The sequence below is a fragment of the Burkholderia reimsis genome (assembly GCF_003294055.1).
GTDB classification, from domain to species: domain Bacteria; phylum Pseudomonadota; class Gammaproteobacteria; order Burkholderiales; family Burkholderiaceae; genus Burkholderia; species Burkholderia cepacia.
Genome location: NZ_QMFZ01000001.1, coordinates 450,036 through 474,364, shown reverse-complemented (window position 1 = coordinate 474,364; position 24,329 = coordinate 450,036). Strand labels below are relative to the sequence as shown.

24 protein-coding genes are annotated in these 24,329 nt (G+C 67.3%); 6 read left to right on the top strand and 18 right to left on the bottom strand.

The genetic code is table 11. The annotated features are described in order from the left end of the window. Positions 1-828: 828 nt before the first annotated feature. The gene (locus tag DPV79_RS41915; protein WP_133295605.1) at positions 829-1,014 is read right to left on the bottom strand and encodes a hypothetical protein; all 186 of its coding nucleotides are present in this window, start codon (positions 1,012-1,014) and stop codon (positions 829-831) included. On the opposite strand from DPV79_RS41915, the gene DPV79_RS02050 reads away from it, so the two are divergent. After that, entirely contained in the window at positions 1,009-1,815 is an 807-nt protein-coding gene (locus DPV79_RS02050; RefSeq protein ID WP_042973870.1) for a response regulator transcription factor, read from the top strand. The two genes, DPV79_RS41915 and DPV79_RS02050, sit on opposite strands and share 6 nt — an antisense overlap. Positions 1,816-1,837: 22 nt before the next feature. On the opposite strand, the gene DPV79_RS02045 is transcribed toward DPV79_RS02050, so the two are convergent. Beyond that, positions 1,838-4,018: a TonB-dependent siderophore receptor gene (locus DPV79_RS02045; RefSeq protein ID WP_113044719.1), complete on the bottom strand. Its 2,181-nt coding sequence runs from the start codon at positions 4,016-4,018 to the stop codon at positions 1,838-1,840. A 349-nt stretch (positions 4,019-4,367) separates the two neighbouring features. Beyond that, positions 4,368-5,393 carry an AraC family transcriptional regulator gene (locus DPV79_RS02040; protein WP_059492824.1) on the bottom strand — a complete coding sequence of 342 codons (1,026 nt, stop codon included), beginning with the start codon at positions 5,391-5,393 and terminating at the stop codon, positions 4,368-4,370. A 352-nt stretch (positions 5,394-5,745) separates the two neighbouring features. On the opposite strand from DPV79_RS02040, the gene DPV79_RS02035 reads away from it, so the two are divergent. From DPV79_RS02035 to DPV79_RS02015, 5 genes are all read left to right on the top strand, one after another. Then, a complete protein-coding gene (locus DPV79_RS02035; protein ID WP_113044629.1) occupies positions 5,746-6,993 on the top strand; it encodes a dienelactone hydrolase family protein in 1,248 nt (415 codons plus the stop codon). Between the two features lie 40 nt (positions 6,994-7,033). Then, the gene (locus DPV79_RS02030; RefSeq protein WP_048027245.1) at positions 7,034-7,822 is read left to right on the top strand and encodes an SDR family oxidoreductase; all 789 of its coding nucleotides are present in this window, start codon (positions 7,034-7,036) and stop codon (positions 7,820-7,822) included. 64 nt (positions 7,823-7,886) lie between these two features. After that, positions 7,887-9,125, top strand: a complete 1,239-nt coding sequence (locus DPV79_RS02025; RefSeq protein ID WP_059555519.1) for a styrene monooxygenase/indole monooxygenase family protein — start codon at positions 7,887-7,889, stop codon at positions 9,123-9,125. Between the two features lie 5 nt (positions 9,126-9,130). Then, positions 9,131-9,658 (top strand): flavin reductase family protein, encoded by a 528-nt coding sequence (locus DPV79_RS02020; RefSeq protein WP_021158142.1) that lies wholly within the window; start codon positions 9,131-9,133, stop codon positions 9,656-9,658. Between the two features lie 36 nt (positions 9,659-9,694). Then, on the top strand, positions 9,695-10,651 hold the full coding sequence (locus DPV79_RS02015; protein WP_113044718.1) for a SphA family protein: 957 nt from the start codon (positions 9,695-9,697) through the stop codon (positions 10,649-10,651). 370 nt (positions 10,652-11,021) lie between these two features. Here the strand turns inward: DPV79_RS02015 and DPV79_RS02010 are convergent, their stop codons facing one another. The 15 genes from DPV79_RS02010 to DPV79_RS01940 all read right to left on the bottom strand — a co-directional run bounded on the left by DPV79_RS02010 (position 11,022) and on the right by DPV79_RS01940 (position 24,003). Then, positions 11,022-11,984 carry a type II secretion system F family protein gene (locus DPV79_RS02010; protein ID WP_113044628.1) on the bottom strand — a complete coding sequence of 321 codons (963 nt, stop codon included), beginning with the start codon at positions 11,982-11,984 and terminating at the stop codon, positions 11,022-11,024. Positions 11,985-12,020: 36 nt separating this feature from the next. Further along, on the bottom strand, positions 12,021-12,998 hold the full coding sequence (locus DPV79_RS02005; protein ID WP_113044627.1) for a type II secretion system F family protein: 978 nt from the start codon (positions 12,996-12,998) through the stop codon (positions 12,021-12,023). A 33-nt stretch (positions 12,999-13,031) separates the two neighbouring features. Then, the gene (locus DPV79_RS02000; protein WP_021158146.1) at positions 13,032-14,399 is read right to left on the bottom strand and encodes a TadA family conjugal transfer-associated ATPase; all 1,368 of its coding nucleotides are present in this window, start codon (positions 14,397-14,399) and stop codon (positions 13,032-13,034) included. 18 nt (positions 14,400-14,417) lie between these two features. Then, positions 14,418-15,626, bottom strand: coding sequence for a CpaE/TadZ family protein (locus DPV79_RS01995; RefSeq protein ID WP_048027251.1), 1,209 nt, complete (start codon positions 15,624-15,626; stop codon positions 14,418-14,420). Positions 15,627-15,648: 22 nt separating this feature from the next. Further along, on the bottom strand, positions 15,649-16,092 hold the full coding sequence (locus DPV79_RS01990; RefSeq protein ID WP_059699376.1) for a TadE/TadG family type IV pilus assembly protein: 444 nt from the start codon (positions 16,090-16,092) through the stop codon (positions 15,649-15,651). Continuing rightward, on the bottom strand, positions 16,089-16,622 hold the full coding sequence (locus DPV79_RS01985; protein WP_048027255.1) for a TadE/TadG family type IV pilus assembly protein: 534 nt from the start codon (positions 16,620-16,622) through the stop codon (positions 16,089-16,091). The genes DPV79_RS01990 and DPV79_RS01985 overlap by 4 nt, the downstream gene beginning before the upstream one ends. Before the next feature lie 12 nt (positions 16,623-16,634). Beyond that, a complete protein-coding gene (locus DPV79_RS01980) occupies positions 16,635-17,900 on the bottom strand; it encodes a pilus assembly protein TadG-related protein (RefSeq protein ID WP_048027257.1) in 1,266 nt (421 codons plus the stop codon). A gap of 26 nt (positions 17,901-17,926) precedes the next feature. After that, on the bottom strand, positions 17,927-18,223 hold the full coding sequence (locus DPV79_RS01975) for a hypothetical protein (RefSeq protein ID WP_021158151.1): 297 nt from the start codon (positions 18,221-18,223) through the stop codon (positions 17,927-17,929). Between the two features lie 20 nt (positions 18,224-18,243). Next, a complete protein-coding gene (locus tag DPV79_RS01970) occupies positions 18,244-20,217 on the bottom strand; it encodes a type II and III secretion system protein family protein (protein ID WP_113044626.1) in 1,974 nt (657 codons plus the stop codon). Between the two features lie 97 nt (positions 20,218-20,314). Further along, positions 20,315-21,154 (bottom strand): Flp pilus assembly protein CpaB, encoded by an 840-nt coding sequence (gene cpaB / locus DPV79_RS01965; protein ID WP_042972805.1) that lies wholly within the window; start codon positions 21,152-21,154, stop codon positions 20,315-20,317. Positions 21,155-21,189: 35 nt separating this feature from the next. Continuing rightward, a complete protein-coding gene (locus tag DPV79_RS01960) occupies positions 21,190-22,590 on the bottom strand; it encodes a P-loop NTPase family protein (RefSeq protein ID WP_021156635.1) in 1,401 nt (466 codons plus the stop codon). A gap of 32 nt (positions 22,591-22,622) precedes the next feature. Then, positions 22,623-23,162, bottom strand: a complete 540-nt coding sequence (locus DPV79_RS01955) for an A24 family peptidase (protein WP_048027262.1) — start codon at positions 23,160-23,162, stop codon at positions 22,623-22,625. A 28-nt stretch (positions 23,163-23,190) separates the two neighbouring features. Continuing rightward, positions 23,191-23,397, bottom strand: coding sequence for a hypothetical protein (locus DPV79_RS01950; RefSeq protein ID WP_048027263.1), 207 nt, complete (start codon positions 23,395-23,397; stop codon positions 23,191-23,193). Positions 23,398-23,488: 91 nt separating this feature from the next. Next, positions 23,489-23,671: a Flp family type IVb pilin gene (locus DPV79_RS01945; protein WP_021156632.1), complete on the bottom strand. Its 183-nt coding sequence runs from the start codon at positions 23,669-23,671 to the stop codon at positions 23,489-23,491. Between the two features lie 140 nt (positions 23,672-23,811). Continuing rightward, a complete protein-coding gene (locus DPV79_RS01940; RefSeq protein WP_113044625.1) occupies positions 23,812-24,003 on the bottom strand; it encodes a Flp family type IVb pilin in 192 nt (63 codons plus the stop codon). Positions 24,004-24,329 lie beyond the last annotated feature (326 nt).

Genomic DNA, 24,329 nt, shown 5'->3' with positions numbered 1-24,329 from the left:
GTGCCGAAGACGACACGCATCGCCCGCCCGTAGCGACGGGACGTTCGAAATCCCGGGCACGCCGTCGGTGTGACGGCCCGTTCCGTTAATTCGGTTAATGCATTAGGAATGCATATCGTTTGATATGGGCGAACTCGCCCATCGACTGAATCCGGAGATTCAACCGCCGTTATGGACACCCCTGATTTGATGTCGCGCCGACCGCGACCAACCCCGCTTCTTTTATTTCATCGACGGCAACCGGACGTGCGCCCGAGCGCTACGGACATGCGTTCGGATGAGCATCAATTGATGCCACGCCCCCGAATCACGCAACGTCCGTCACGACCCTCCGTGCCTTGTGCTGCCCCGTGCAACCCTGCATTCAAAGTTCGGACGAATTATGAGACACGCACCTGAATTATTGAAGGCGACATTCTTTATAGATTGTAAAATCCAATACATTCAATAAGTTGCGTGAAAAACGCGCACCTCGCAAACGATTTCGCGGCGCCAAAATTAATCCAGATGTTTTGTCGGGCGGACAAATGCTTTGCCGAAACGGATTAAAAATAAATTCAGGCGAAAATATTTCCGCAGAAAAACCGCCGAGCCGCACGATCGCGTGCGGGCAAGAATGAAAATGGCGGAAATGGACAGGCATCAGGTGCGATACCGCTCACGCAAATCACAATGCCTGATGAAGAATCATAAAATCGGAATGAAGCAAATAGAGTCAATGCGTCTGGCAAGAATCGAAATATCCCCCTACAATTCGGCTCGCATCGACACGGTCGGCCGCGCCCTTTTCCACGCGCGGCGACGGCAAAGCTTCGCGTCCTTACCGGATCAGCGATCAATACAAGCAACACCGGGCATTACGCCGACCAGTCGTCTGTCGCGCGGTTTGCGCGAAATCCGAATATCGATGCGCTTGTGCGTTGCCATAGAGCAGTTTCCAACGATTATCCGAACCGGGCCGGCCACCCGCAGGAACGCAGCCAGCAGCCATTCCAGAACAGGTGCACGATGCATCCATCGACCTCCGTATTGGGCGACGCTCATATCCTGATCGTCGACGATCAGCCCGACCAGCTTCGCTTGCTGATCGACATCCTGCGCGGCACCGGGTGCCGGATCAGCATTGCATCCGACGGGCTGCAGGCGTGCCAGCGCGCGCAGGCGCTCATGCCCGACCTGATCCTGATGGATGTCCGGATGCCGCGCATGGACGGCTTCACCGCATGCCGGCTGCTGGCCGCCGATCCGCTGACGTGCGCGATTCCGGTCATCTTCCTGACCGTGGCGGGCGCGTTGCACGAACGCCTGGAGGGGTTCGAGATCGGCTGCGTCGACTACGTGGTGAAGCCGTTCGAGCCGGCCGAAGTGCTTGCACGGATTCGCGTGCAGCTCGCGCGGGCGACGCGCGAGCGGCCCGTCGACACGGAAAGCGTGTTCGTGACCGGCAAGGACGACGACATCATCGTGCGCGCGGCCATCCGCCACCTGGCGCGGACACTGAACGATCCGCCGACGGTGGAACAACTGGCACGCGCGGTCGGCACGCATGAAAAGCGGCTGTCGCGGGCGTTTCGCGACAATCTCGGCCAGACGGTGTTCGAGTATCTGCGGCACGAGCGGCTGCGGATCGCGCAGGATCTGCTGGATTCGACGTCGCTCAGCATTGCCAGCATCGCGAAGGAGATCGGCTTTTCCACGCCGGCGAATTTCGCGACCGCATTCCGCGAACGTTTCGGCCTCACGCCGACCGAGTGGCGGCGCCAGCGCCACGCCGGTGAACGCGCCGCGCGCCGGGAGCCGCAACGCGACGCGTAGGACGCGTTCCGCGCGCTCGCGCCTACCAGTTGTATTTCGCGCTGGCGAGCACGGTCCGCTCGTTGCCGAACACGCACACGTTGTACGACTGGCAACCGCTGACATAACGCCGGTCGAACAGGTTCGCGACGTTCAGCGCGAACCGCCAGTGCGGCATCTCGTAGTGCAGCGCCAGGTCGACCAGCGTCACGCTCGGCACCGTCAGCGAGTTGTCGGGCGCGCCCGCCGACGCGCTCTGGTAACGCACGCCGCCGCCGAACCCGAGGCCCGACAGCGCGCCCGCGCGCCAGGTCCAGTCGGCCCACATCGAAGCCATCTGCCGCGGCAGCGGCACGGCCACCGGCCAGTGGTTCAGCGACGCGTCGTTCGCCTGCACGTTCTTGACGTCCTGATGGACATACGACGCGACGACCGACAGCTCGCGGGTGACCTTGCCGACCGCGCTCAGCTCGATCCCGCGCGAGCGGACCTTGCCAGTCTGCACGGACGTCGTGCCGGTCGGGTCGAGATTGACCGGCGTCGGCGTCGCGACGTTGGTCTGGTCGATCTGGTAGAGGGCCGCACTCAGCATCAGGTTCCGGCCCGGCGGCTGCCAGCGCAACCCGGCTTCCGTCTGCGTGCCGCGTGTCGGCTTCGGCAGCCCGCCGCCATACAGCCGCACGCCGATGACGGGATCGAACGACGTCGAATGGCTCACATACGGCGACAGCCCGGCGTCGCCCCGATAGGTGAGCCCGACGCGCCCGGAGAATGCACTGACGTCCTGCCGCGCCTGCTTGCCGGCCGTCCGGTCGTCGAACCGCGCATTGACGAAATCCTCGCGGCCGCCGAGCGTCAGCGTCCAGCGCTTCCAGCGGATCTGGTCTTGCGCGTACACGCCGAACGTGTTCATCGCCGTGTACTGGTCGACGTGGCCGAGCGACGTCGGGCCGGCGAAAATCGCGTCCGTGACGGGCCGGTACACGGGGTGATACAGGTTGAGCGACGGCGCGATCGCAAGCCACACGCTGTTGGTCGTCGTCTGCCGGTCATATTGCGCGCCGAGCAGCAGTGTATGTTCGAGCGGCCCCGTGCCGAAGCGGGCCTGCGCGTGGTTGTCGACGTCGAGCCGGCTGTAGTTGAGCTGGAACAGCCCTGCGGTACGCATCATGTTGGTGGTGCTGCGGGGCGCGAAGCCGTTGCCGAACACCGTCGCGTCGTCGAGCGACAGGTGCGACCAGCGCACGTCCTGGTGCAGCGACCAGATCGCGTTCACGCGGTGCTCCAGCGCGTAGCCGAGCGACCACTGCTTCTTCCGGTAGTCGTTGAACCCGGGGTCGCCCATGTAGATGTCCTGCGACAGGCGGCCGTTCGGGTTCGGCAGCACCGTGCCCGACGCGGGCAGGAAGTTCGACGAAATATCGCCGCTGTCCTGCAGGAACGTCGCCGAGAGCGTCAGCGACGTGTCGGCGTTCGGCCGCCAGCGGAACGACGGCGCCAGCGCGACGCGACGGTCGCCGTTCGGGCCGGTTTCCGCGTTGCCGTCGCGCGCCACGCCGACGAAGCGATACGCGTACCGGCCGTTCGGGTCGAGCGTATCGCCGACATCGACCATGAATTGCTTGCGCGCGTCGTTGCCGATCTGCACGCCGGCTTCACGGACGCGTTCGCCGTCGGCGAGCTTCGTATGCGCGTCGACGATCGCGCCGGGCTCGCCCGCGCCGTACAGCACCGACGTCGGCCCGCGCAGCACCGCGATCGAGTCGATCGTGTACGGGTCGACGCGCCAGTCCGCGATCACGGCCGTATGCGGCGCGGCCACGCCGTCGACGTACAGCGTCGGCGTGAAGCCGCGCAGCGCCGCATACGAGTCGGTGCGGCTGTCGGCACCGAACGTCGCGAATCCCGGCACGTAGCGCAGCGCCTGGTTCAGGTCGGTCGCGCCGGTCATCTCGATCTGCTGCGCGGTCACGATATTGATCGTCTGCGGCACTTCGGCCACCGGCGTGTCGGTTTTCGTGCCGGCCGTGGTGCGCAGCCCGACGAGCCCGCTCGACGAGCGGTCGCCCTTCCCCGTCACGTCGATTTCCGGCAGCACGGCCGCCGGCGGCGCCGCTGCCGCACCCGATGCCTGTGCGTGCGCGCCGCCCGCTGCCGCCACGTACAACGCGCTTCCGGCGGCGATCGCCATCGCGCGTTTCGCCGCCCCCGTCCCCGTTACCATCGTTCCATGCTCCGTCGTGCTGGTGGCCGATTCGACCCGATCGCGGCGCGATCTCGGCGCGACGCAGCGCCGGCGCCCGCCCTGTGTTGTCATGCCGGCGATGCTGGTTGCGCGCGAGTCGGCATGCAACGGCCAATGGCGTCGTTCGCGAGCGCAGCGATCATACCGGGCGAACGTAACGGAGTCTTTAAAAAAAAGGGCGCCGGCGGGAAAAGCCGGCGTTTGGCGCTTTGGAGGCGGGGCCGGCGCGGGATCGATCCATGCGGCGGCCCTCGTGGAAGGCGGGTGAAAGGCGGCGATGCCAGGCTGCACGCGCCCCGGGAGCGGCCGTGGGCTGCCGCAGGAGGGTCTAAGCGCGCACGCGCCGCATCCTGAGCGTCGCCGACGGCGACTCGCCGAACGCCCGCTTGTACTCGATCGCGAACCGCCCGAGGTGCGCGAAACCCCACTTCAGCGCGATGTCCGTCACCGATGCGAGCCCCGGCGACTCATCGGCCAGCAGTTCCTCGCGCACACGTTGCAGCCGCAACTGCCGCACGAAGCCCATCGGCGTGATCCCGTGGCGATGGCGGAAGCCGGCGAACAGCGTGCTCGGGCTCACGCCGGCGAGTTCGGCGAGCCGCTCGATCGTCAGCGGCTCGTCGAGATGGGCGCGGATGTAATCCTCGACGCGCCGCACATAGAACGGCGCGAGCGCCACCGGCAGGTGCCGTGTGCCGTTGCGCGCGCTGTTCGGGTGGCCGTGCAGCAGCAGGTTGAGCAGTGTCGATTCGAGCGGCTCGAACGCGAGCGGATGACGCAGCGGATGCGCGTCAGTCGCGATCGCGCCCGCGAGGACCGGCAGCAACTGCGCGAGACACGCCCCTTGCGACGACGACAGGCTGAATGCCGGTTCGAATTCGACCGGCGCGCGCCGGTCGTCGCCGAAATGCCGCTGCGCATGGCGCTCCATCACTTCGCGCTCGATGCGCAGGATGACTTGCGGGCACGCGTCGCCCCAGCGCATCTTCAGCGGCAGCGTCGGCGAGATCAACGACGCGGTGCCCGGCGACGACACGAAACGCGCCGATCCGCACTCGATCTCCGCGTCGCCGCGCAACGGGATCTGCAACAGGAAGAAGTGCTCGAGCGGCCCGGGCTCGATGCTGACCCCGCCGCCGTAATCGAGCAGGTTCAACGACAGGTTGCCCCAGCGCGCATGATGCATGCAGCTGTGCAGCGCGCGCGATTCGCCGGTCGGCGTGAGCCGGTGCGGCTTGAAGACGTCGGCGACACGCGCGCGCACCTCGTCGACATCGTTCGACTGCAGCAGCAGGTTGTCGTGATTGAAACAGGCGGTGTCGTCCAGCCAGCCCGTTCCGGAAAATTGCGCCATCGATGTTCTCCCGTCATGCTCGGTTGCACTCGCGCCGTGCATGCGTTCCCGGTGTGGGGGCATTCGCCGCACGATCCGGATAGCGCCCGGAGTATCCGGACAGTCCGGCCGCCAAAGCACGCAAGTCCCGCGCAAACGACGCAAGAAACGGACCGTTCGCGCATCGTAGAAAACTGTGCGGGCTTTCAGCATCCGCACATACCCGCAGTCGGCCGCGCGCCTGCCCACGCGCGGCGGCCGGTGCCGCAGGTTTCCGGAATTCGCGGATACCGGCCGAAGAAAGCGGATAGAAGCGCACGTTTCGTCCGCCAATACTGGGCTCGTCGCAGCAATGAATTCAACGGAGGGACAGATGAAAGGACGTCACATCGAGATTCCGTCGCCGGACGGCGGAACGTTTCGCGCCTACCTGAGCACGCCGGCCGGCGGCAAGGGGCCGGGCATCGTGCTGTGCCACGAGATCTTCGGCGCGAACGCGACGATGCGGGAGGCCGCCGACTACTACGCGGAGGAAGGTTATACGGTGCTCGTGCCCGACCTGTTCTGGCGCCAGGCGCCGGGAATCGAGCTCGGCCATGCGGCAGCCGATGTCGAGCGCGCGATGGCCCTGTATCGCGAATTCGACGAGGACAAGGGCGTCGAGGACATCGGTGCCGCGCTGGACGCGCTCAGGCAGCAGCCGGAATGCACGGGCGAAACCGGCGTGCTCGGCTACTGCCTCGGCGGCAAGCTCGCCTATCTCGCCGCGTGCCGGCTGCCGGGCGTGGCCGCGGCGGTCAGCTACTACGGCGTGGGCATCGAGCAGGCGCTGGACGAGGCCGCGCACCTGCAGGGCCGGCTCGTGCTGCAGATCGCGGGGCTGGACCGCTTCTGCCCGCCCGACGCGCAGCAGCGCATCGCCGACGCGCTGTCCGGCCGCGACGGCGTCGAAGTGTATGTGTATCCGGGCGTCGATCACGCGTTCGCCCGCGTCGGCGGCGATCATTTCGACAAGGCCGCCGCGGTCATGGCCCACCAGCGCGCGATCGCCGCGTTCCGCGCCGCGCTCGGCCCGCACTACGATCTGTCCACACTGTGGGAAGCGCATCTCGAACATGAATTCGCCACGCGCAACGTCGATGCCACGATGGCGACGATGGTCGCCGAGCCGTACGTCAACCATGTTCCGACGCTGACGGGCGGCGTCGGCCACGACGAGCTCAAGCGCTTCTACACGCATCACTTCGTGCATGCGAATCCGCCCGACACGACGATCACCCCGATCTCGCGCACGATCGGCGCGAGCCAGGTCGTCGACGAGCTGCTGTTCTGCTTCACGCACACCACCGAGATCGACTGGATGCTGCCGGGCGTCGCGCCCACCGGCAAGCGCGTCGAGATTCCACTCGTCGCGATCGTCAAGTTTCGCGGCGACAAGCTCTATCACGAGCACATCTACTGGGACCAGGCGAGCGTGCTCGTGCAGATCGGCCTGCTCGATCCGGCCGGCCTGCCGGTCGCGGGCGTCGAGACGGCCCGCAAGCTGCTCGACGAAACCGTGCCGTCGAACGGCCTGATGCGCCGCTGGCACGACAGCGAGCCGTCGACGGGTGCGCACTGACGCGCCCCCTCCCTCACCCCACGATTCACGGAGACACCCCATGACTGCCCTTGCTGGCAAAGTCGCGATCGTCACCGGCGGCGCCACGCTGATCGGCGCCGCGGTCGCGCAGGACCTGAGCCGCGCCGGTGCATGCGTCGCGATCCTCGATCTCGATGCGGACAACGGTGCGCGCGTCGCCGGTTCGCTCGGCGACAAGGCCATGTTCGTCGCGCTCGACATCACCGACGATCGCGCGATCGAACGTGCGATATCGGCCATCGTCGAGCGGTTCGGCGCGATCGACGTGCTCGTCAACCTCGCGTGCAGCTACGTCGACAACGGCATCCAGGCGACCCGCAACGACTGGCTCGCCGCGATGGACGTCAACGTCGTGTCGGCCGCGATGCTCGCGAAGGCCGTGCATCCGCACATGGCCCGGCGCGGCGGCGGCGCGATCGTGAACTTCAGCTCGATCTCGGCCGAGTGCGCGCAGACCGGCCGCTGGCTGTACCCGACGTCCAAGGCGGCGATCCGCCAGCTCACGCGCAGCATGGCGATGGATCTCGCGCCCGAGCGCATTCGCGTCAACTCGGTATCGCCGGGATGGACGTGGTCGCGCGTGATGGACGAGCTGACGCACGGCGACCGCGCGAAGACCGATCGCGTCGCCGCGCCGTTCCACCTGCTCGGCCGCGTCGGCGATCCGTCCGAGGTCGCGCAGGTCGTGACCTTCCTGTGCAGCGACGCGGCGAGCTTCGTGACGGGCGCCGACTACGCGGTCGATGGCGGTTATTCCGCGATGGGCCCCGAGCAGGCGGTGCCGGCCATTCCGCGGCTCGCGGAGTGACCGTTTCCCGCCGCCGCCTCCCCCAATCATTCCGGCCGGCATCCGGCCAACCAAGGACATCCCCATGAGACGTATCGCCATCGTCGGCGCCGGCCAGTCCGGCCTGCAACTCGCCTTCGCCCTGCTCGGCCAGGGCTATCACGTGACGCTCGCGACCAATCGCGACGCCGAACAGATCCGCACGGGCAAGGTCATGTCGAGCCAGTGCATGTTCCATACCGCGCTGCAGATCGAGCGCGACCTCGGCCTGAACACCTGGGAGGAAGCGTGCCCGTCCGTCGAAGGAATCGGCATCGCGGTGCCGCATCCGGACGGCGGCGGCCGCAAGGCGATCGACTGGTCGTCGCGGCTGACCCGCTATGCGCAGTCGGTCGACCAGCGCGTGAAAATGGCCGACTGGCTCGACGGCGTGCGCCGCCGTGGCGCGGACGTGCGCATCGGCGACATCGGCGTGCCCGAACTCGAGGAACTGGCGCGCAGCCACGACCTCGTGCTGCTCGCGGCCGGCAAGGGCGAGATCGTCAACCTGCTCGGCCGCGACGACGCGCGCAGCGCGTTCGACCGCCCGCAACGCGCGCTGGCCCTCACCTATGTGAAAGGGATGACGCCGAGCCAGCCGTATTCGCGCGTGCGCTTCAACCTGCTGCCCGGCATCGGCGAGTATTTCGTGTTCCCCGCGCTGACCACGACGGGCCCGTGCGAAATCATGGTGTTCGAAGGCATTCCGGGCGGCCCGCTCGACTGCTGGGCCGACGTGAAGACGCCCGAGCAGCATCTGGACCGGAGCCTGTCGTTCCTGCGGCAATACGTGCCGTGGGAATTCGAGCGCTGTCGCGACGTCGAGCTCACCGATCCGAACGGCACGCTGGCCGGGCGCTTCGCGCCGACGGTGCGCAAGCCGTTCTTCCGGCTGCCGTCGGGCCGCACGGTGTTCGGGATGGCCGATGCGGTGGTCGTCAACGATCCGATCACCGGGCAAGGCTCGAACAACGCCGCGAAATGCGCGAACGCATATTTCGATGCGATCGTCGCGCGAGATGCCGCGCCGTTCGGTGAAGACTGGATGCAGCAGACGTTCGAAGGCTATTGGGCCTATGCGCAGCATGTCGTGCGCTGGACCAACTCGCTGCTCACCCCGCCGCCGCCGCACATCCTCGAACTGCTCGGCGCAGCCGGCCAGTTGCCGTCGCTCGCCGCGGCGATCGTCGACGGCTTCGACGATCCGCGCCGGTTCTCGCCGTGGTGGTTCGAGCCGTCGGCCTGCGCGGCGTTCATCCGCGAACACAGCGCACGTTCGGAGTGACCGGCATGGAAACGATCGCTACCGCCCCCCCGACCCTCGACCCGATGCAGTTGCGCGCCGCGTTCGGGCAGTTCCCGACCGGCGTCACCGTGATCACCACGTGCGCGGCCGACGGACGCAAGGTGGGCCTCACCGCCAATTCGTTCTCGTCGCTGTCGCTCGATCCGCCGCTCGTGCTGTGGAGCCTTCGCAAGCTCGCGCCGAGCCGCCCGGATTTCGTCGCGGCCACCCATTTCGCGATCAACATCCTCGCGCACGACCAGATCGACCTGTCGCGCCGCTTCGCGACGCCCAGCGCCGACAAGTTCGACGGCGTGCCGCACGCGGATTCGGAAGCCGGCGGCGTGCCCTGCCTCGATGGCGCGAGCGCGCGCTTCGTGTGCCGCAACGTCGGCCACTACGAAGGCGGCGATCACCTGCTCTTCATCGGCCAGATCGAACAGTTCGACGCGTTCGGCAAGGCGCCGCTCGTGTTTCATGCGGGCCAGTATCGCGCGATCGCCGATCATCCCGATCTTTTTCGCACCGTTTGATTAGTTATACCGATAAACAACCAGGAGGTGGTGAAAATGAAATTCGGCTCTCGCCTGCTCGTCGTCGCGGGCCTCTCGATCGCCAGCATGGCCGCAAGCGCGCCGGCCCGCGCAGCCGACCTGCCGGCGGTCAACCTCGGCATGACCAGCTTTCTCGACGGCATGCCGCCGGCCGGCTCCGGCTGGTACGGCACGCAGTACCTGCAGTACTACACGGCCAGCCGCGTCAACGACAACGCGGGCAACAAGGTCGGGTTGCCGAAGCAGGACATCGACCTGTTCGCGGGGCTGAGCCAGCTCGTCTATCAGTCGCCGCTGACGTTCGCGGGCATGCATCCGGGCCTCGACGTGATCCTGCCGTGGATCGCGTCGGCGCGGACCGACGACGGCATCGGCAACGTCGCGCTGAATGCGCGTGCCGGCTTCGGCGACCTGCTGATCGGCCCGTTCGTCCAGTTCGACCCGGTGATGGGCGCGCAAGGCCCGCGCTTCGCGCAGCGCGTGGAATTCCAGTTCATCGCGCCGACCGGCGCGTACGATCCGTCGCGTGCGATCAACCCGGGCAGCCATGCCTGGTCGTTCGACCCGTACTGGGCGGCGACGCTGTGGCTCACGCCGAAATGGACCGTGTCGTGGCGGCTACACTATCTGTGGAACACGACCAACCATCGGCCGGCCACGTCGCTCGGCCCGGACGTGACGTCGACGCAGGCCGGCCAGGCGATCCACGCGAACTTCGCGACCGAGTACGAGGTGCGCCCCGGCCTGCGGCTGGGGATCAACGGCTACTGGCTGCGACAGACCACCGACATGAAGGAAAACGGGCAGGACGTGCCGGGCACGCGGGAGGCCGTGTTCGCGATCGGGCCGGGGGCCATGTACAGCTTTTCGCAGCAGGATCACCTGATGTTCAACGCGTATTTCGAGACCTATGCGCGGAACCGGCCGCAGGGCACGCGGATGGTGCTGCGGTACGTGCATCACTTTCAGTGAGGGCCGCGACCGGACGAACGGGCCCGAAGCGGCCGAAGTGCCGAGCAAGGGGCGGCCGTGACGCCGCGCACACACCGGTCGCGATCCGCGACCTCCGCTGCATCGCGTACAACGTGATGCCGGCAAAATTCGCCGGCATTCAGGTTAGCAGTAGGGGGCAACCGATCAGGCGGTGGACTACGGCTAGTTCCATGGCCGACCATGGGTCCAGGATGCATTGACGCCGCTATGGTCAACCTGTCTCGCGGCGCCGCCTGGGGAGGGAGCCTCCATGAAGCCTGTTGCCGTGCCGGCCGGCGGGGGCGGCCGCCCGGCACGCGAATCCTTCATCGACGTTTCCGCCGATCCCGGCGTGACGCCGGTTCGCCGCTTACTGCGACATCCCGACGAACGTCGGCAGCAGCACGCGATAGACGTGAATCATCGCCGGCCCGAGCAGCACCAGCATCAGCGACGGAAAGATGCAGAAGATCAGCGGAAACAGCAGCTTCAACGCAATCTTCGCGGCCCGCTCCTCCGCGCGCATCCGGCGCCGCGTGCGCAGCATGTCCGACAGCACGCGCAGCGATTCGCTGATGCTCGTGCCGAAACGATCGGCCTGGATCAGCATCGCGCAGAACGATTCGATGTCCTCGACGCCGGTACGCAGCGCGAGATTGCGCAGTGCCGTCTCCTTCGTGAAGCCGGAGCGCATCTCGAGCAGCAGCAGGTCGAGTTCGCTCGAGACGACCTCGCTGCTGAACCGCAGCTCCTCGCTCACCTTCATCAACGCCGCGTCGAGCCCCAGCCCCGCTTCGACGCACACCGTGAGCAGGTCGAGCGCGTCCGGGAAATCCTCGAAGATCTTCTGCTGACGCACCTTGATCCGCTGCGACAGCACGATGTTCGGGATGTAGTAGCCGATCCCGGCGAGCGCGACGAGGATGACCGACAGGAGTTCGCGCTGATCCCCGAGCCGGGTCGTGATCAGCACCAGCAGCGCCGCGCACGGCACGGCGAGCGCGAGCATCGTCTTCGCGGTGAAATACAGCGCGGCCGCGCTCGGGTTGCGCCAGCCGGCGTTCATGAGCCGGATGCGCAGCGGCGAATTCTCCCACCCGTCCTTCGGCACCGACAGCCTGGAGATCGGGGTGGACAGCTCCACCAGCTTCGCGACCCAGCGCGACGCCATGTCGTCGCTGTCGCCGGGGCCCGTGCCGGCGCCGCCGGCCTGCTGGATCCGGCGCTGGATATTGCGCGGCGCGAACAGCAGCATCCCGATCAGGGCGCCGCCGGCCACGAAGATGAACAGGCCGCCCAGCATCACGGCGTGGACTACGCTCAGGTTTTGCATGACAGTCTCGCTACGGTTCGTTATTCAGCTCACGCGTCAGACGCGAATCCGGACAATGCGGCGGATCCACAGCAGGCCAAAGAGCATCGTCACCAGCATCGTGCCGACCATCCTGATCCCGGCCGGATCTTCCCAGAGCACCGACAGGAACTCGCGGTTCATCACCGCGATCGCCCCGGCCGTACCGAACGGCAGCAGCCCGAGGATCCACGCCGACAGCCGCCCTTCCGCCGACAGCACACGCACCTTGTCGAACAGCTTGAAGCGCTCGCGGATCAGCGCGGAAATGCTGTCGAGCAGCTCGGCCAGGTTGCCGCCGGTCTCGCGCTGGATCAGCACCGCGATCACGAAATAGCGCAGGTCCTGCACCGGCACGCGCGTCGCGAGATTCATCAGCGCGTCGTGCAGCGACACGCCGTAGTTGACCTCGTCGAACGTGATCCGGAATTCGCCGCCCATCGGATCGGGAAACTCCTCGCTCACCATCCCGAGCGTGCTCGTGAACGAATGACCGGAACGCAGCGCGCGCGAAATCATGTCGCAGATGTCCGGCAACTGCCGTTCGAGCTTGCGCATCCGCCGCCGGCGGGCACGCATCACGACCATCGCCGGCAGGCATCCGGCACACAGCGCGATCGGCAGCGCAGCCAGCTGCGGCAACGTGGCGAAACTCAGCGCGACCCACGCGATCGCCGGAAACACCGCGCTGAGCACGATGAGCTTCGACAGCGTCCAGTCGAGGCCCGATTGCTGGATCAGGAGATCGAGCGCCTGCACTCGCGGCACGCGCAGCAGCAACTGGTCGAACGGCTTCGACTCGTCGAGCATCCGTTTCTTCAGGATCGACAGCCGCTCCTGCTGGACGTTGCCGCCGGCCGACATCGCGCGAATACGCGACTCGATCCGGCGCGCGGCAGCGCCGTGCCGCGCGTTCCACCATTGATAGGTGCCTTCGATCGTCAGCACGACCGCGACGAACATGAGAATCACAAAGGCGTAAAAGATCGTGTTCATGAGGTCTCCCCGGCGGTTAGCGGCGCCATGTCGTCAGTTCGTCTCGTAACGCTGCGACGGGTCGTACAGCGAATCCGGCAGGTTGATGCCGAACGCCTGCAGCCGCTCGACGAACTTCGGCCGCACGCCGGTCGCGCAGAAGTGGCCGCGTACCGAGCCGTCGCGGTCCACGCCCGTGCGCTTGAACGTGAAGATCTCCTGCATGTTGATGATGTCGCCCTCCATCCCGGTCAGCTCCTGGATGCTGACGATCTTGCGCTTGCCGTCCGTCAGCCGCGCCGCCTGCACGACCACCGAGATCGCCGATGCGATCTGCTGGCGCATCGTCTTCGGCGGCAGCGTCAGGCCGGAGACGCTGATCATGTTCTCGAGCCGCGTCAGCGCGTCGCGCGGCGTGTTCGCGTGGATCGTCGCGAGCGAGCCTTCGTGGCCGGTGTTCATCGCATTGAGCATGTCGAGCGCTTCGGCGCCGCGCACTTCGCCGAGGATGATCCGGTCGGGGCGCATCCGCAGCGCGTTGCGCACCAGCGTGCGCTGCGTGATCTCGCCCTTGCCCTCGATGTTCGGCGGGCGCGTTTCGAGCCGCAGCACGTGCGGCTGCTGCAGTTGCAGCTCGGCGGCGTCCTCGATCGTCACGATCCGCTCGTTGCGCGGAATGTAGCCGGACAGGATGTTGAGCAGCGTCGTCTTGCCGCTGCCGGTGCCGCCCGACACCAGCACGTTCACCTTCGCGCGCGACAGCGCATCGAGCAGTTCGGCCATCGGCGGCGTCAGGCTGTGGTAGCGCACGAGGTCGTCCATCTTCAGCGGGTTGACCGCGAAGCGCCGGATCGACATCAGCGGCCCGTCGATCGCGGACGGCGGGATGATCGCGTTCACGCGCGAGCCGTCCGGCAGGCGTGCGTCGACCATCGGGCTCGATTCGTCGATGCGGCGCCCGACGCGCGACACGATCTTCTCGATCACCTTCATCAGGTGCGCATCGTCGTAGAACGTCACGTCGGTCAGTTCGAGCTGGCCGGCGCGCTCGACATAGACCTGCCGGTACGTGTTCACGAGGATGTCGGAAATGCCGGGGTCGCGCAGCAGCGCTTCGAGCGGACCGAAGCCGAACATCTCGTCGTACACGTCGATCGCGAGCTGCCGCCGCTCGATGTCGTTCGCGGGCATCCGTTCGTCGTCGAGGATGCGCGAGATCAGCCCGGCGATTTCCTGCCGGACCTGATCCTGCTGCAACCGCGACAGGCGCTCCAGCTCGACGCGCTCGAGCACCGCCAGGTGAATTTCGCGGCGCAGCTTCTGGTACGCGTCGCGTACCGACGAATGCGCCGGGCCGGCCGGTTCGTTGCCCGCCGCCAGCGGCTGGGCCCGGTGCAAGGACATCTGTTCGCGCAATGACATGATGGTTCCCCGAAAGATTTACATGGACTTGAGCTTCGGCGTGGCCTTGCGGCCGAACAGCCGGGACATCAGCGGTTCGCTGTGCTTGGTGCCGCGCCCCACGCGCACCTCCCCTTCGACGAGCTGCTTCGCGTATCCCTGCAGCGCACGCGCGACCGTCGTGCCGCGCGCGAGACGCGACACCGGGTGGCCCTGGTTGATCGCTTCGAGCACGGTGTCGACATCGTCCGGAATCGTGCAGGCCGCCTGCAGGCCGAGCACTTCCTCGAGCGCGGTGCGCGTCCGGTCGCTCGCGCGCGTCGCGCGGTTCAGGACGAGCCGCATCTGGTCGGTCGAATAACCGAGCGACACGAGGATCTCCAGCAGCCGGCGGCCCGCACGCACGTGCGGCATCGCGGGTTGCATCACGAGCTGGATCTGGTCGCTGCGATCGAGCGCGACCATCGACAGCGGATTGATGCAGACGCCCAGGTCGAAGAGCACGAAGTCGTAGCGCGGCGCGGCGACGCCGAGGATCCATTCGAGCGCGTCCTCGCGCATCTCGGCGGCCTTGACCGGGTCGCCGGCACCCGCGAGCACGTGGAAGTTCTCCGTCACGCGCGCGACGCTCGCATCGAGGAACGCGCTGTCGAGCCGCTCGATCTGCGCACACAGCTGCGGCAGCGTCGACGGCGGGGTTTCGTCGCTGACGAGGAACGCCGCGTCGGCGAACTGCTGGTTCAGGTCGATCAGCAGCACGCGGCGCTTGAAGCCTTCCGCGATCTCGAAAGCGATGTTGCTGGCCGCGAAGCTCGTGCCGGCCCCGCCCTTGCACGACATGAACGACACGATCCGCGTATCGTCGGTGTCGCGCCGCGTGCTTTGCGCGGCCGCGCGTTCGAGCGCATTGCCGAGCGCCTGCAGGTCGAGCGGCCATTGCAGCACGTCGCGCGCGCCCGCGCGCATCGCGTCGAGCAGCACGTGCGGCGACGCATCCGCCGTCACGAGGATGCAGGTCAGCCCGGTGTGAACCCGGCAGATCCGCTCGATGGCCGCCAGCTCGGGCGCGTCGAGCGACGTGCCATCGACCAGCAGGATGTCGAACGCGTCGAGCCCGTCGGTGCGATGCTCGATCTGCGACGGCCGGCCGGTCGCGCGTGTGGCGCGATAGCGTCCGCAGTCGGTCACGAGGCGCGCGATCTGCGTGAGCCGCGCGGTATCGTCGGAAGCTACGAGGATGTTGATCATGTCGTGTGCCTCGCCTGTTCGATCAATTGCAGTTTGCACCGCCGGTCGCGGAAGTCAGGCTTTCGCGCGGCAGCGTCGTCGTGAACGGCGGCATCTTCACCGACACGTTCATGAACGGGATCATCGTCTTGACCGTGACGTTCGTGACGCTCACCGTCACGAACGCGCAGGTGTTCACGGTACAGCTCGCCGGCGAGTAGTTCACCGACACGTTCGCGTTCGACAGCAGCGGCAGCAGCGCCGTCACGCGTTTCGCGACACCGGCGGCATTGACGTCGCAGACCACCGCCGTGCGTGCGCCGAGGCGCACGGCCTCGCTTGCGGTGTTCCAGTAGAACAGCACGCGGCCGAATTCGAAGATGCCGAGCAGCAGCATGATCAGCACCGACGAGATGAGCGCGAACTCGACGATCGTCGAGCCGCGTTGGGCACGCCGGCGTGACAGGGGGACCGGGCGCGCGCTCATGACACTTGCCTCATCACGGTGACGATGTTGCCGAACGGGATCGACGTCAGCCCCGGATACGCGGGGATCGGCTGGTACGTGTAGCCCTTGATCTTCACCTCGACGACATTGATCGCACCTGTCGCCGAGCCGCTCGCCGCATTGTTGTTCGAGTCGTAGGTCGGCAGGTTCGAGAATTGCGCCGGGTCGGACGCGTCGCTGCAACCGGTCGTATGCTGCGCGTCGCAGATGGTCACCATCGACGTCGTGAGCCCCGGAACCAGTTCGGTGCCGGCCGAGCCGCACGTCGTGCTGCCGTAGACGACGAGGCACTGCGCCGCCGACACCGGATACGCGCTGTCGGTCGGCAGCCAGATCGACAGGTAGCGCGCCGCGTCGCGGGTCGCCTTGGTCAGCGTCTCGTACTGGTAGATCGCGCGGCCGAACTCGGCCACGCCGGTCGCGAGCAGGATCATCGGAATCAGCACGATCGCGAACTCGACGGCGGCCACGCCACGGGTGCGCGAACGGCGAAACGGGGGCCTTTTCATGATCGTCTCTCCCTATTGAACGAGCATCGGCACCTGGACCCCGGACGCGCTGCCGTCGCCGGGCAAGCCGTGCGTCGCGCACGGATTGTTGCCGGAGACGGACGAGCCGAGGTATTCGAGGTGCGCTATGACAGGGCCACTGCCCGAGCTGAACGGCAGCGGATCGAGCATCAGCACGCAATCCCATTGCGTCACGTGCACCTTGCCGCTGTTCCCCTTCAGCGACGAGCAGTCGCCTTCCGGCGCGAGCGCGACACGGCGGTCGCCGCCATAGGTCTGGTAGTTGCTCGCCGTGACGGTGCCGTTGGTGGAGATCCCGCTGCCCGACGGCGGCGCGCCGTCGCCCTGGTAAGGCTTGAAGTTCGAGCGGTCGGTCACGAACTGCGTGTACGCATCACCCTTGATGCCCGCCGTTCCGGGCGGCCCGTAGTTCGGGCCGACATACGCGTAGCCGGTGAAGTCGGGTTGGCCGCTCGAGCCGTTCGCGCCGTTCGTATAGATGCCGAAGCGCGTATTCCAGGCGCGGAACGACGCCGACTTCAGGCCGGTGGTGCCGAGGTCGGGCGGGCTCGTGATATTGCAGGTATTGCCCGACAGCTCGCTCGCGATGGTCGGCTCGTTCGTCGAGCCGTCGAGTGCCGCCCAGCCGAAGTTGCCGGGCCCGTAAGACGAACCGGACGGCGACGTGATCCAGTCGCCGACGTTGTAGGACGGCGCGCCCGTTGCCCGGCATACGAACACCGGGATCGCGCATGCCGTCTGGCCGCCGCCCACCGTCGCGATCGCGCTGGCCGACACGGTCGCCGCGTTCGCGATCTTGGTGCCCGGCAGCACGTTCAGCACTTCCATGAACCAGTGCGAGATGTTGCTCAGCGACGCGGTGCACTGCACGTACTTCACGTTCGCCGGCGTCGTGACCGAGTTCTTCGTCAGGAACGCATTGGTCAGCGAATCGCTGAACGTCACGTTCGTGTCGGTCAGCATCTTCACCGACTGGTTCTGGAAGAACGCGAAATTCAGGTGGCCGGCGGCGATGCCGTCGGCCTCGGCCACGGTCAGGCTGATGGCCCCGGTCAGGTCACGCGCAGCCGACAGCGCGCACGCATCGGCGCTGTTCTGCAGTTCGCTGCGCGTGACGTACAGCTTGCCGAGATCCAGCGCGAGGCCGACGAACCCGATCATCACCGCCAGTGCGAGACCGACGATGATCGCGACGGCACCGCGCTGGCGATGCAGGCTGCGACGCATGACTTTCGGATAGCGGGCTGCGCTGTTCATGGCTTTTCTCCCTGAGCGTGCCGTCGTTACTGGGTGGCCTTCCCGATGCCGATCACGAATGCATTGGCGGGCGGATCGACCTGCTTGAACGACTTTTCGTAGTTGTCGAGCGCCGATGCCGCCGCGCCGCCGTCGACCACCGTCGTCGCCGCCGCGTGTTCGGCGGCATGCGGATCGATGATCTGGGCCTGCGTCACGGCGCGGACCGATTCGCCGAAGCGGGTGTCCCACACCGGGGTCGACGACATGCAGCCGGCAAGCGCGAAGGCGAGCGGTGCGGCGAGCGCCGCACGGCGCACGAATACGAGGTAGGCGGATTTCATGAGTGTCCCCTTGGATGGCATCAACGATCGGTGGACTCGGATTCCGAGCGGGCGACCTGCGCGTGGGCAGCCGCCGGGAGCCGGTGCGTCGACCGCGCCGGTGTCGCCGGCTGGGCCGGCCGGCCCGGTGCGTCGGGGCCGGCCGCCGCAAGGCGCGCGGCGGCGGCTTCGATGCGCGCGACGCGGGCCGCGTTCGCCGCGTTGGCCGCGTTCGCCGCGTCAGCCCCGTCGGGCCGCGGCACGACAACCGCCACCGGCACAGGCGTCTTCTGCGGTTCGGCCGGTACCGGCGGCTGCGCGTCCGCGCCTTGCGGCACACGCGGTGCGGGCAGCGCGGCGGCCGCGGCGGCCGGGGCTTCCGGTTGCGGCGCCGGTGCGGGTGCCTGGGCCGGTGCCTGAGCCGGTGCCTGCGGGGCAGCTGCCGCGCCGTTCGCCGGCTGTGCGCCAGGCTTGCGGACGCCACCGCGGCCTTCCATGTTGCCCGTCGCGTACACGTCGACTTCGTTCGGCTTCGAGAAGCTGTCGGTCGGCAGCGGCACGTCAGCGGTCTGCAGCGGCTTCACCAGGTGCGGCGTGATCAGGAAGATCAGCTCGGTGCGATCCTGCTGGAACGACGTGCTGCGGAACAGCGCGCCGAGCACCGGCACCTCACCCACGCCCGGGAGCGCCTTCAGCGCGCCCGTCACGTTGTCCTTGATCAGCCCGCCGATCGCGAACGATTCGCCGTCGCTCATCTGCACCGTCGTCGATGCGCGCCGCGTCGTGATCAGCGGCAGGATCGACGTGCCGCCGATGTTGGTCGCGCTCAGCGTGACACCCGTCTGCGACAGTTCCGACACTTCCGGCGCCACCTTCAGGCTGATCCGGCCGTTGGCGAGCACGGTCGGCGTGAACTTCAGCGCGACGCCGAATTCCTCTTCCTGCAGCGTGATCGACGACGTGCCGTTGCCGCTGCTCTGCGGGATCGGGATGAAGATCTTGCCGCCGGCGAGGAACGTCGCTTCCTGGCCGCTGATCGTCACGAGATTCGGCTCCGCGAGGATCTTGACCAGGTTGTCGGTGTTCTGCGCGTCGGCCGCGAGGTTGAACGGCTTGTTGTTCGCCTTGCTGAACGCGACGCCGCTCGCGACGCCCGCGAGCAGGTTGGTGACCAGCGCCCCGCTCCACGAACCGAACCCGCCCTGGATGTTGAGCGCGCTGCCCATCTGGTTCATCAGCGTCTTCGACACCTCGGCCACCTTCACCTCGAGCATCACCTGCTGCGGCGACGTGACGGCCAGCATGTTCAGCACGCCGCCGCCGCTTTGCTTGCCGCCCGCGGCCGGGTCGCCGGCGCTGTCGCCGTAGGCGCGCGCGATCTGCACGGCCTGCTGTGCGGCCTGCGAGCTCGACACGGTGCCCGACAGCACGATCGTGCCGGCCGCCGTCGTCACGCGGATGTCGCGCTCGGTCGGCATCAGCTGCTGCAACGACGCCTGCAGGCCGCCGGCATCCGCGCCGACTGCCACATCGATCACGCGGCACGCACCGCTCTTGCCCTGCACGATCATGTTCGTCGTGCCGACCGCGAGCCCGAGGATGTACAGCGTCTGCGGCGACACCATCGTGGCCTGCGCGACGGCCGGATTGCCGATCGTCCGGTTACGGACCGGCTCCGGCATCGGCACCAGCAGCGACTTGCCGAGCGGCACGCTGACGCTGGTCGATTCGCGCACGGCGCCGACGCAGTTCGGCCCGCGCAGCGGCCCTGCCGACGCGGCGGGCGCGGCGGCCGCCATCGGCGCCATGCTGATCGTCATCTGCATCGGCCCCTTGCCGACCGCGGCCGGCGCGCTGGCGCCGCCCTTCGTCAGCGCCGCCGACTCGACGCCTTCCTGCGCGAGTGCGCCATAAACCGTCAGCCATCCCGAACAAAGGATCGCGGCCATCATCGTGCCCCGTGCGACGCGTGTGCGCAGCGGGCCGGTATCCGTGCATTGCGGTTTGATCTTCATTTCGTCTGATCCCCCGAGAGACCGGCTCCGTGCCGGTTATCGACTTCCAGGGCCGCCGCGTTGCCGGCGGCCGTTTATGTGACTGTGTTGATCTGCTTCAGAAACACTCGACGCTGCCCCTTACGCCCGTCAGCACGCCGACGCAGTCGCGCCGCGCTTCCGGCGCCGCATGCGATGCGACGTGCACGCGTACCGTCCGGACGCGAGCGGGCGCCGCGGGTGCTTCGGGTGCGGGCTCCTTGCCGAGCAGCGTCATCTTGGTCGCCCCGTCGGTGTTCAGCGTCTTCTGGTCGATCTGGTTGCGCAGCACGAGCGACAGCGTGCCGACGCTGCGCGCGAGGTCGAGCCGTTCGGCCTGGTCGGGCGTGACTTCCAGCGTCACCGCGTTGACGACCTTCGGCGCCGTGTCGTCGCGGCTCACCTGCTGCGCGACGGCGAGCACGAGGATGTGCTCGAGCACGATCTTCGAGATGCTCTGCCCGTCGGTCTTGCCCTGCTGTTCCTGCGTGTTGACGATCACGTCGACGTAGTTGCCCGGCAGCGCGAAGCCCGCGACGCCGACCACGTCGTTCACGCGCACCGTGATCGCGCGGCTGCCGTCCGAGATCACCGCGGACAGCCCGCCCTTCGTGCCGACCGGCGCGAGCTTCGATTCGATCACCGGCTCGTCGCGCGACAGGCTGGTGCGTACCACGCGCCCTTCGAGCGCCTTGGTATCGGTGAACGCGCCGGCCGGCACGCTGCCCGACGGCCAGTTCACCATGCGGATCTGGTTCGGCCCGAGCGGTTCGCCCAGGTTCAGGTCGGTGGCCGCCACCGCAACCGACGTGACCGAACTCGTGGATGTCTGCATCAGCCAGCGGGACGCGAACACGACCGCGGCAAGACCCGCGACCATCGCGACGACCAGCATCAGGATCGCTCGACTGTTTTTCATGGCAATGCTCCTCGACGAATCGTGAAAGAAACGGCTCAACCGGTGATGAAGGTGCGTCCGCCGCGCTCGACGGGCGGCGGATGGACGCCTTCCCGTTCAGGTCCCGCGCCGAAATAGCTCGCCCACGCGTCGTACAGTGCGTCGTGCGTCACCTCGGCCGGATCGCCGCGATAGCGCGCGCCGGCGGCGACGAGTCGCAGCAGGTCTGCCGGGAAGCACGCGAGAAACGCCTTGCCGGTCGGCAGATGCAGGTGGTGCAGCAGGTAGTCGAAGGCATCGCTCGCCGCGACGAGGCCCAGCGATGCACACGCCGCGTCGAACACCGCGCGGTAGTTGTCGATCGACAGCGCGCCGACGTGGATCTTCGAGCCGAGGCGACGCATGAATGCGTCGTCGCAGAACTGTTCGGGCGCCAGGTTGCTCGAGAACACGGGCCAGACGTCGAACGGCATCACGAAGCGGTTGCCGGATTCGAGCGTCATGAAATCGACGCCACGATCGAGCGGGCGCAGCCAGCGGTTGAGCAGGTCGCGCGGCTCGACGCGCTGGCGGCCGAGATCGTCGACGACGTACATGCCCATGTTCGCCTTCATGTGCGGCGGTGCCTGGTAGAAGCCCGCGGCTTCGTCGCGGCGCAGGTCGAGCTCGTCGAGCGTCAGTTCGCCGCCGGACATCACGACCGGCCGCTCGCACAGGCGCCAACGGCGATCGACCGACTGGCCGCCGGGCTGCGACGCCGCGTCGACATGCACGAGCGGGTCGTAGACCTGGATCACCTCGCCGGCCGCGCAGATCGCGTGCGGCACCGGCACGTAACCGCGCATCAGCGAGCCGAGCCGCTCGGCGAGAAAGGTCTTGCCGCTGCCGGCCGGGCCGTGGATCAGCAGCGGGCGGCCCGCATTGAGCGCCGCGGCCGCCGCGTCGAGCACCGACGTGTCGATCACGATGTCTTCGAAGGCGGCCCACACGTCGCTCTGGCCGATGTGCAGCTTGCGCACCGAATGAGCCGCCACGCATTCGAGATACGCGTCGAGCGTCACCGGCGCGGGCCCGCTGTAGCCGCTGCGCGCCCGTTCCTCGAGCGCCAGCACGCGGCCCGCGTCGGTCAGGCGGAACGTCACGTCGAGATCGGTCGCGCCGCGATGGGTGAGTTCGACGAGGTGCTCGCGCACCAGGAACGCAAAGACGTCGTCGAGCACGGCGAGCGGCAGGCAGTGCCGCTCGACCAGGTCGCCGTACGACGGGCGGCCGAGCATCAGCGTCGACTTCAGCACGAGGCCGGCAACGAACGTCTTGCTCAGTCCCGTTTCGTCGAGCGAGCGCGGCGCCGCCGGCAATTGCGCGCCCAGCTTCGTGCGGGCCTCCCGCGACGGCAACGGATCGGGCAGATGGGCCACCTGCGCGTCGCGTCTCGGTTCGGTATGGTTCGTGTTCATGGTCGTTCGATCCTCGTTGCGGGTGCGTCGCGCTAGGTGTGCGACGCGAACAGCATGGCCAGCGTGCCGGCCGCGATCGCTACGCCATACGGCAGCGAGCCGACCGATACGATTTCCGCGGGGCCGTCGGCGGCCTCCCCGCGCGTTCCTCGCGAATGCCGCGCGATCAGCGCGCGGACGTTCGTCCACATCTGGCGCATCCGGCCGCGCAACAGCACGACCGCGAGCGCACCGATCCCGCCGGCCAGGAACGTGGCCAGCACGATGTAACAGGTCATTTCCGCGCCGACCCATGCGCCGATCGCGACCATCAGCTTCACGTCGCCGGCCGCCATCCCGCGCAGCAGGTAGAACGGCAGCAGCAGCGCGAAGCCGGTCGCCGCGCCGGCAAGCCAGGCGAGTGCGCCTGCCAGGACGCCGTGCAGCACGCATTGGGCGACCAGCGCGCCCGCCAGTCCGAGCGCGACGAGGCCGTTCGGGATGCGGCGGGCCGCGATGTCCGTGCCGGCCGCGGATACCGCGAGCAGCGTCACGCACAACGGAATCGGGTAAGACGGCGCAACGAGCAACATGGCGAACCTCGCTGAGCGAATCGAAGGATCAGGAAACCATTGCCAACGCAGTGGCCACGGCGGCCGTGACGGCCGTTGCGATCACCGCGTACGTATTGGCCAGCGAGCCTTTCGGCGTGACGACGCTGCCCAGCACCGCGACGGCGAACGTCGCCGCGACGGATGCATACCCGATCGACGTCGCGCGCTGCTCCGCGCCGATCCTGGGGCCTGCGACACGCACCCTGGTTTGCATGATGGTCTCCGGTTCCCGGTCATCCGATGCGTGGGAGCGGCTCGATCGCTGCACCGGCCGAGCCGTCCGCACGCTCTGCTTTTCAACGGCCTCACACGGCCGCGGTCAGGTCGGCAGCGATCGTGGTGAACACGGTCTTCAGCTGCGTGCCGACCGCCGTGACGGCCACGATGATGCCGACCGCGATCAGTGCTGCGATCAGGCCGTATTCGATGGCGGTCACGCCGTCTTCGTCGCGAACGAAACGGGCGGCTTGTTGAATGAACTTGGTCATGATGATCTCCTTGCGTGGTGACTTTCAAAATCCTCGCGTGCCGGCTGGTCGGTTGACCGTGCATCGATACGTCGAGGCAGGGTGTTGCTGCCGTGTGGTGTCGACGAGCGATTCGAATGTTCCGTTCGTCGTACCGTCCATCAGAGTGCTGTTACCGCCGAGTCCAGACTCGAGGCGATCGTGCTGAACACGGTCGACAGGTCCGTACCGATCGTCGTCAACGCGGCGACGATGCCGAGTGCGATCAGCGCGGCGATCAGGCCGTACTCGATGGCCGTCACGCCTTCCCGATCCTCGACGAACCAGGCGATCTTTTCGATGACTCTTGTCATAAGTACTCTCCTTTCGGACTGCTATTGAATACCCTTCGTCTTGTGCGACGTCGGGACGGGCACCACCGGCACTACGCGAAAAATCGGAACACGACGCTCAGCTGCGGGAACGGGGATGCACATCCCTGTCCGCGCGAACGGGTATCAGTGAGGCAGAATGCGAGAGAGGCGTGTACGGTGCGACAGGTCGGACAAGCCGGACAAGCCGGGCAATCCGGTCGACCGGAACGGCACGACGGCCGTTCGACGCATGGAATCCAGATGAACGGGAAACAATCTCCCGGATAAGCTGCAATATGTTTTTAATCCGGTTCGCGAACCGTGAT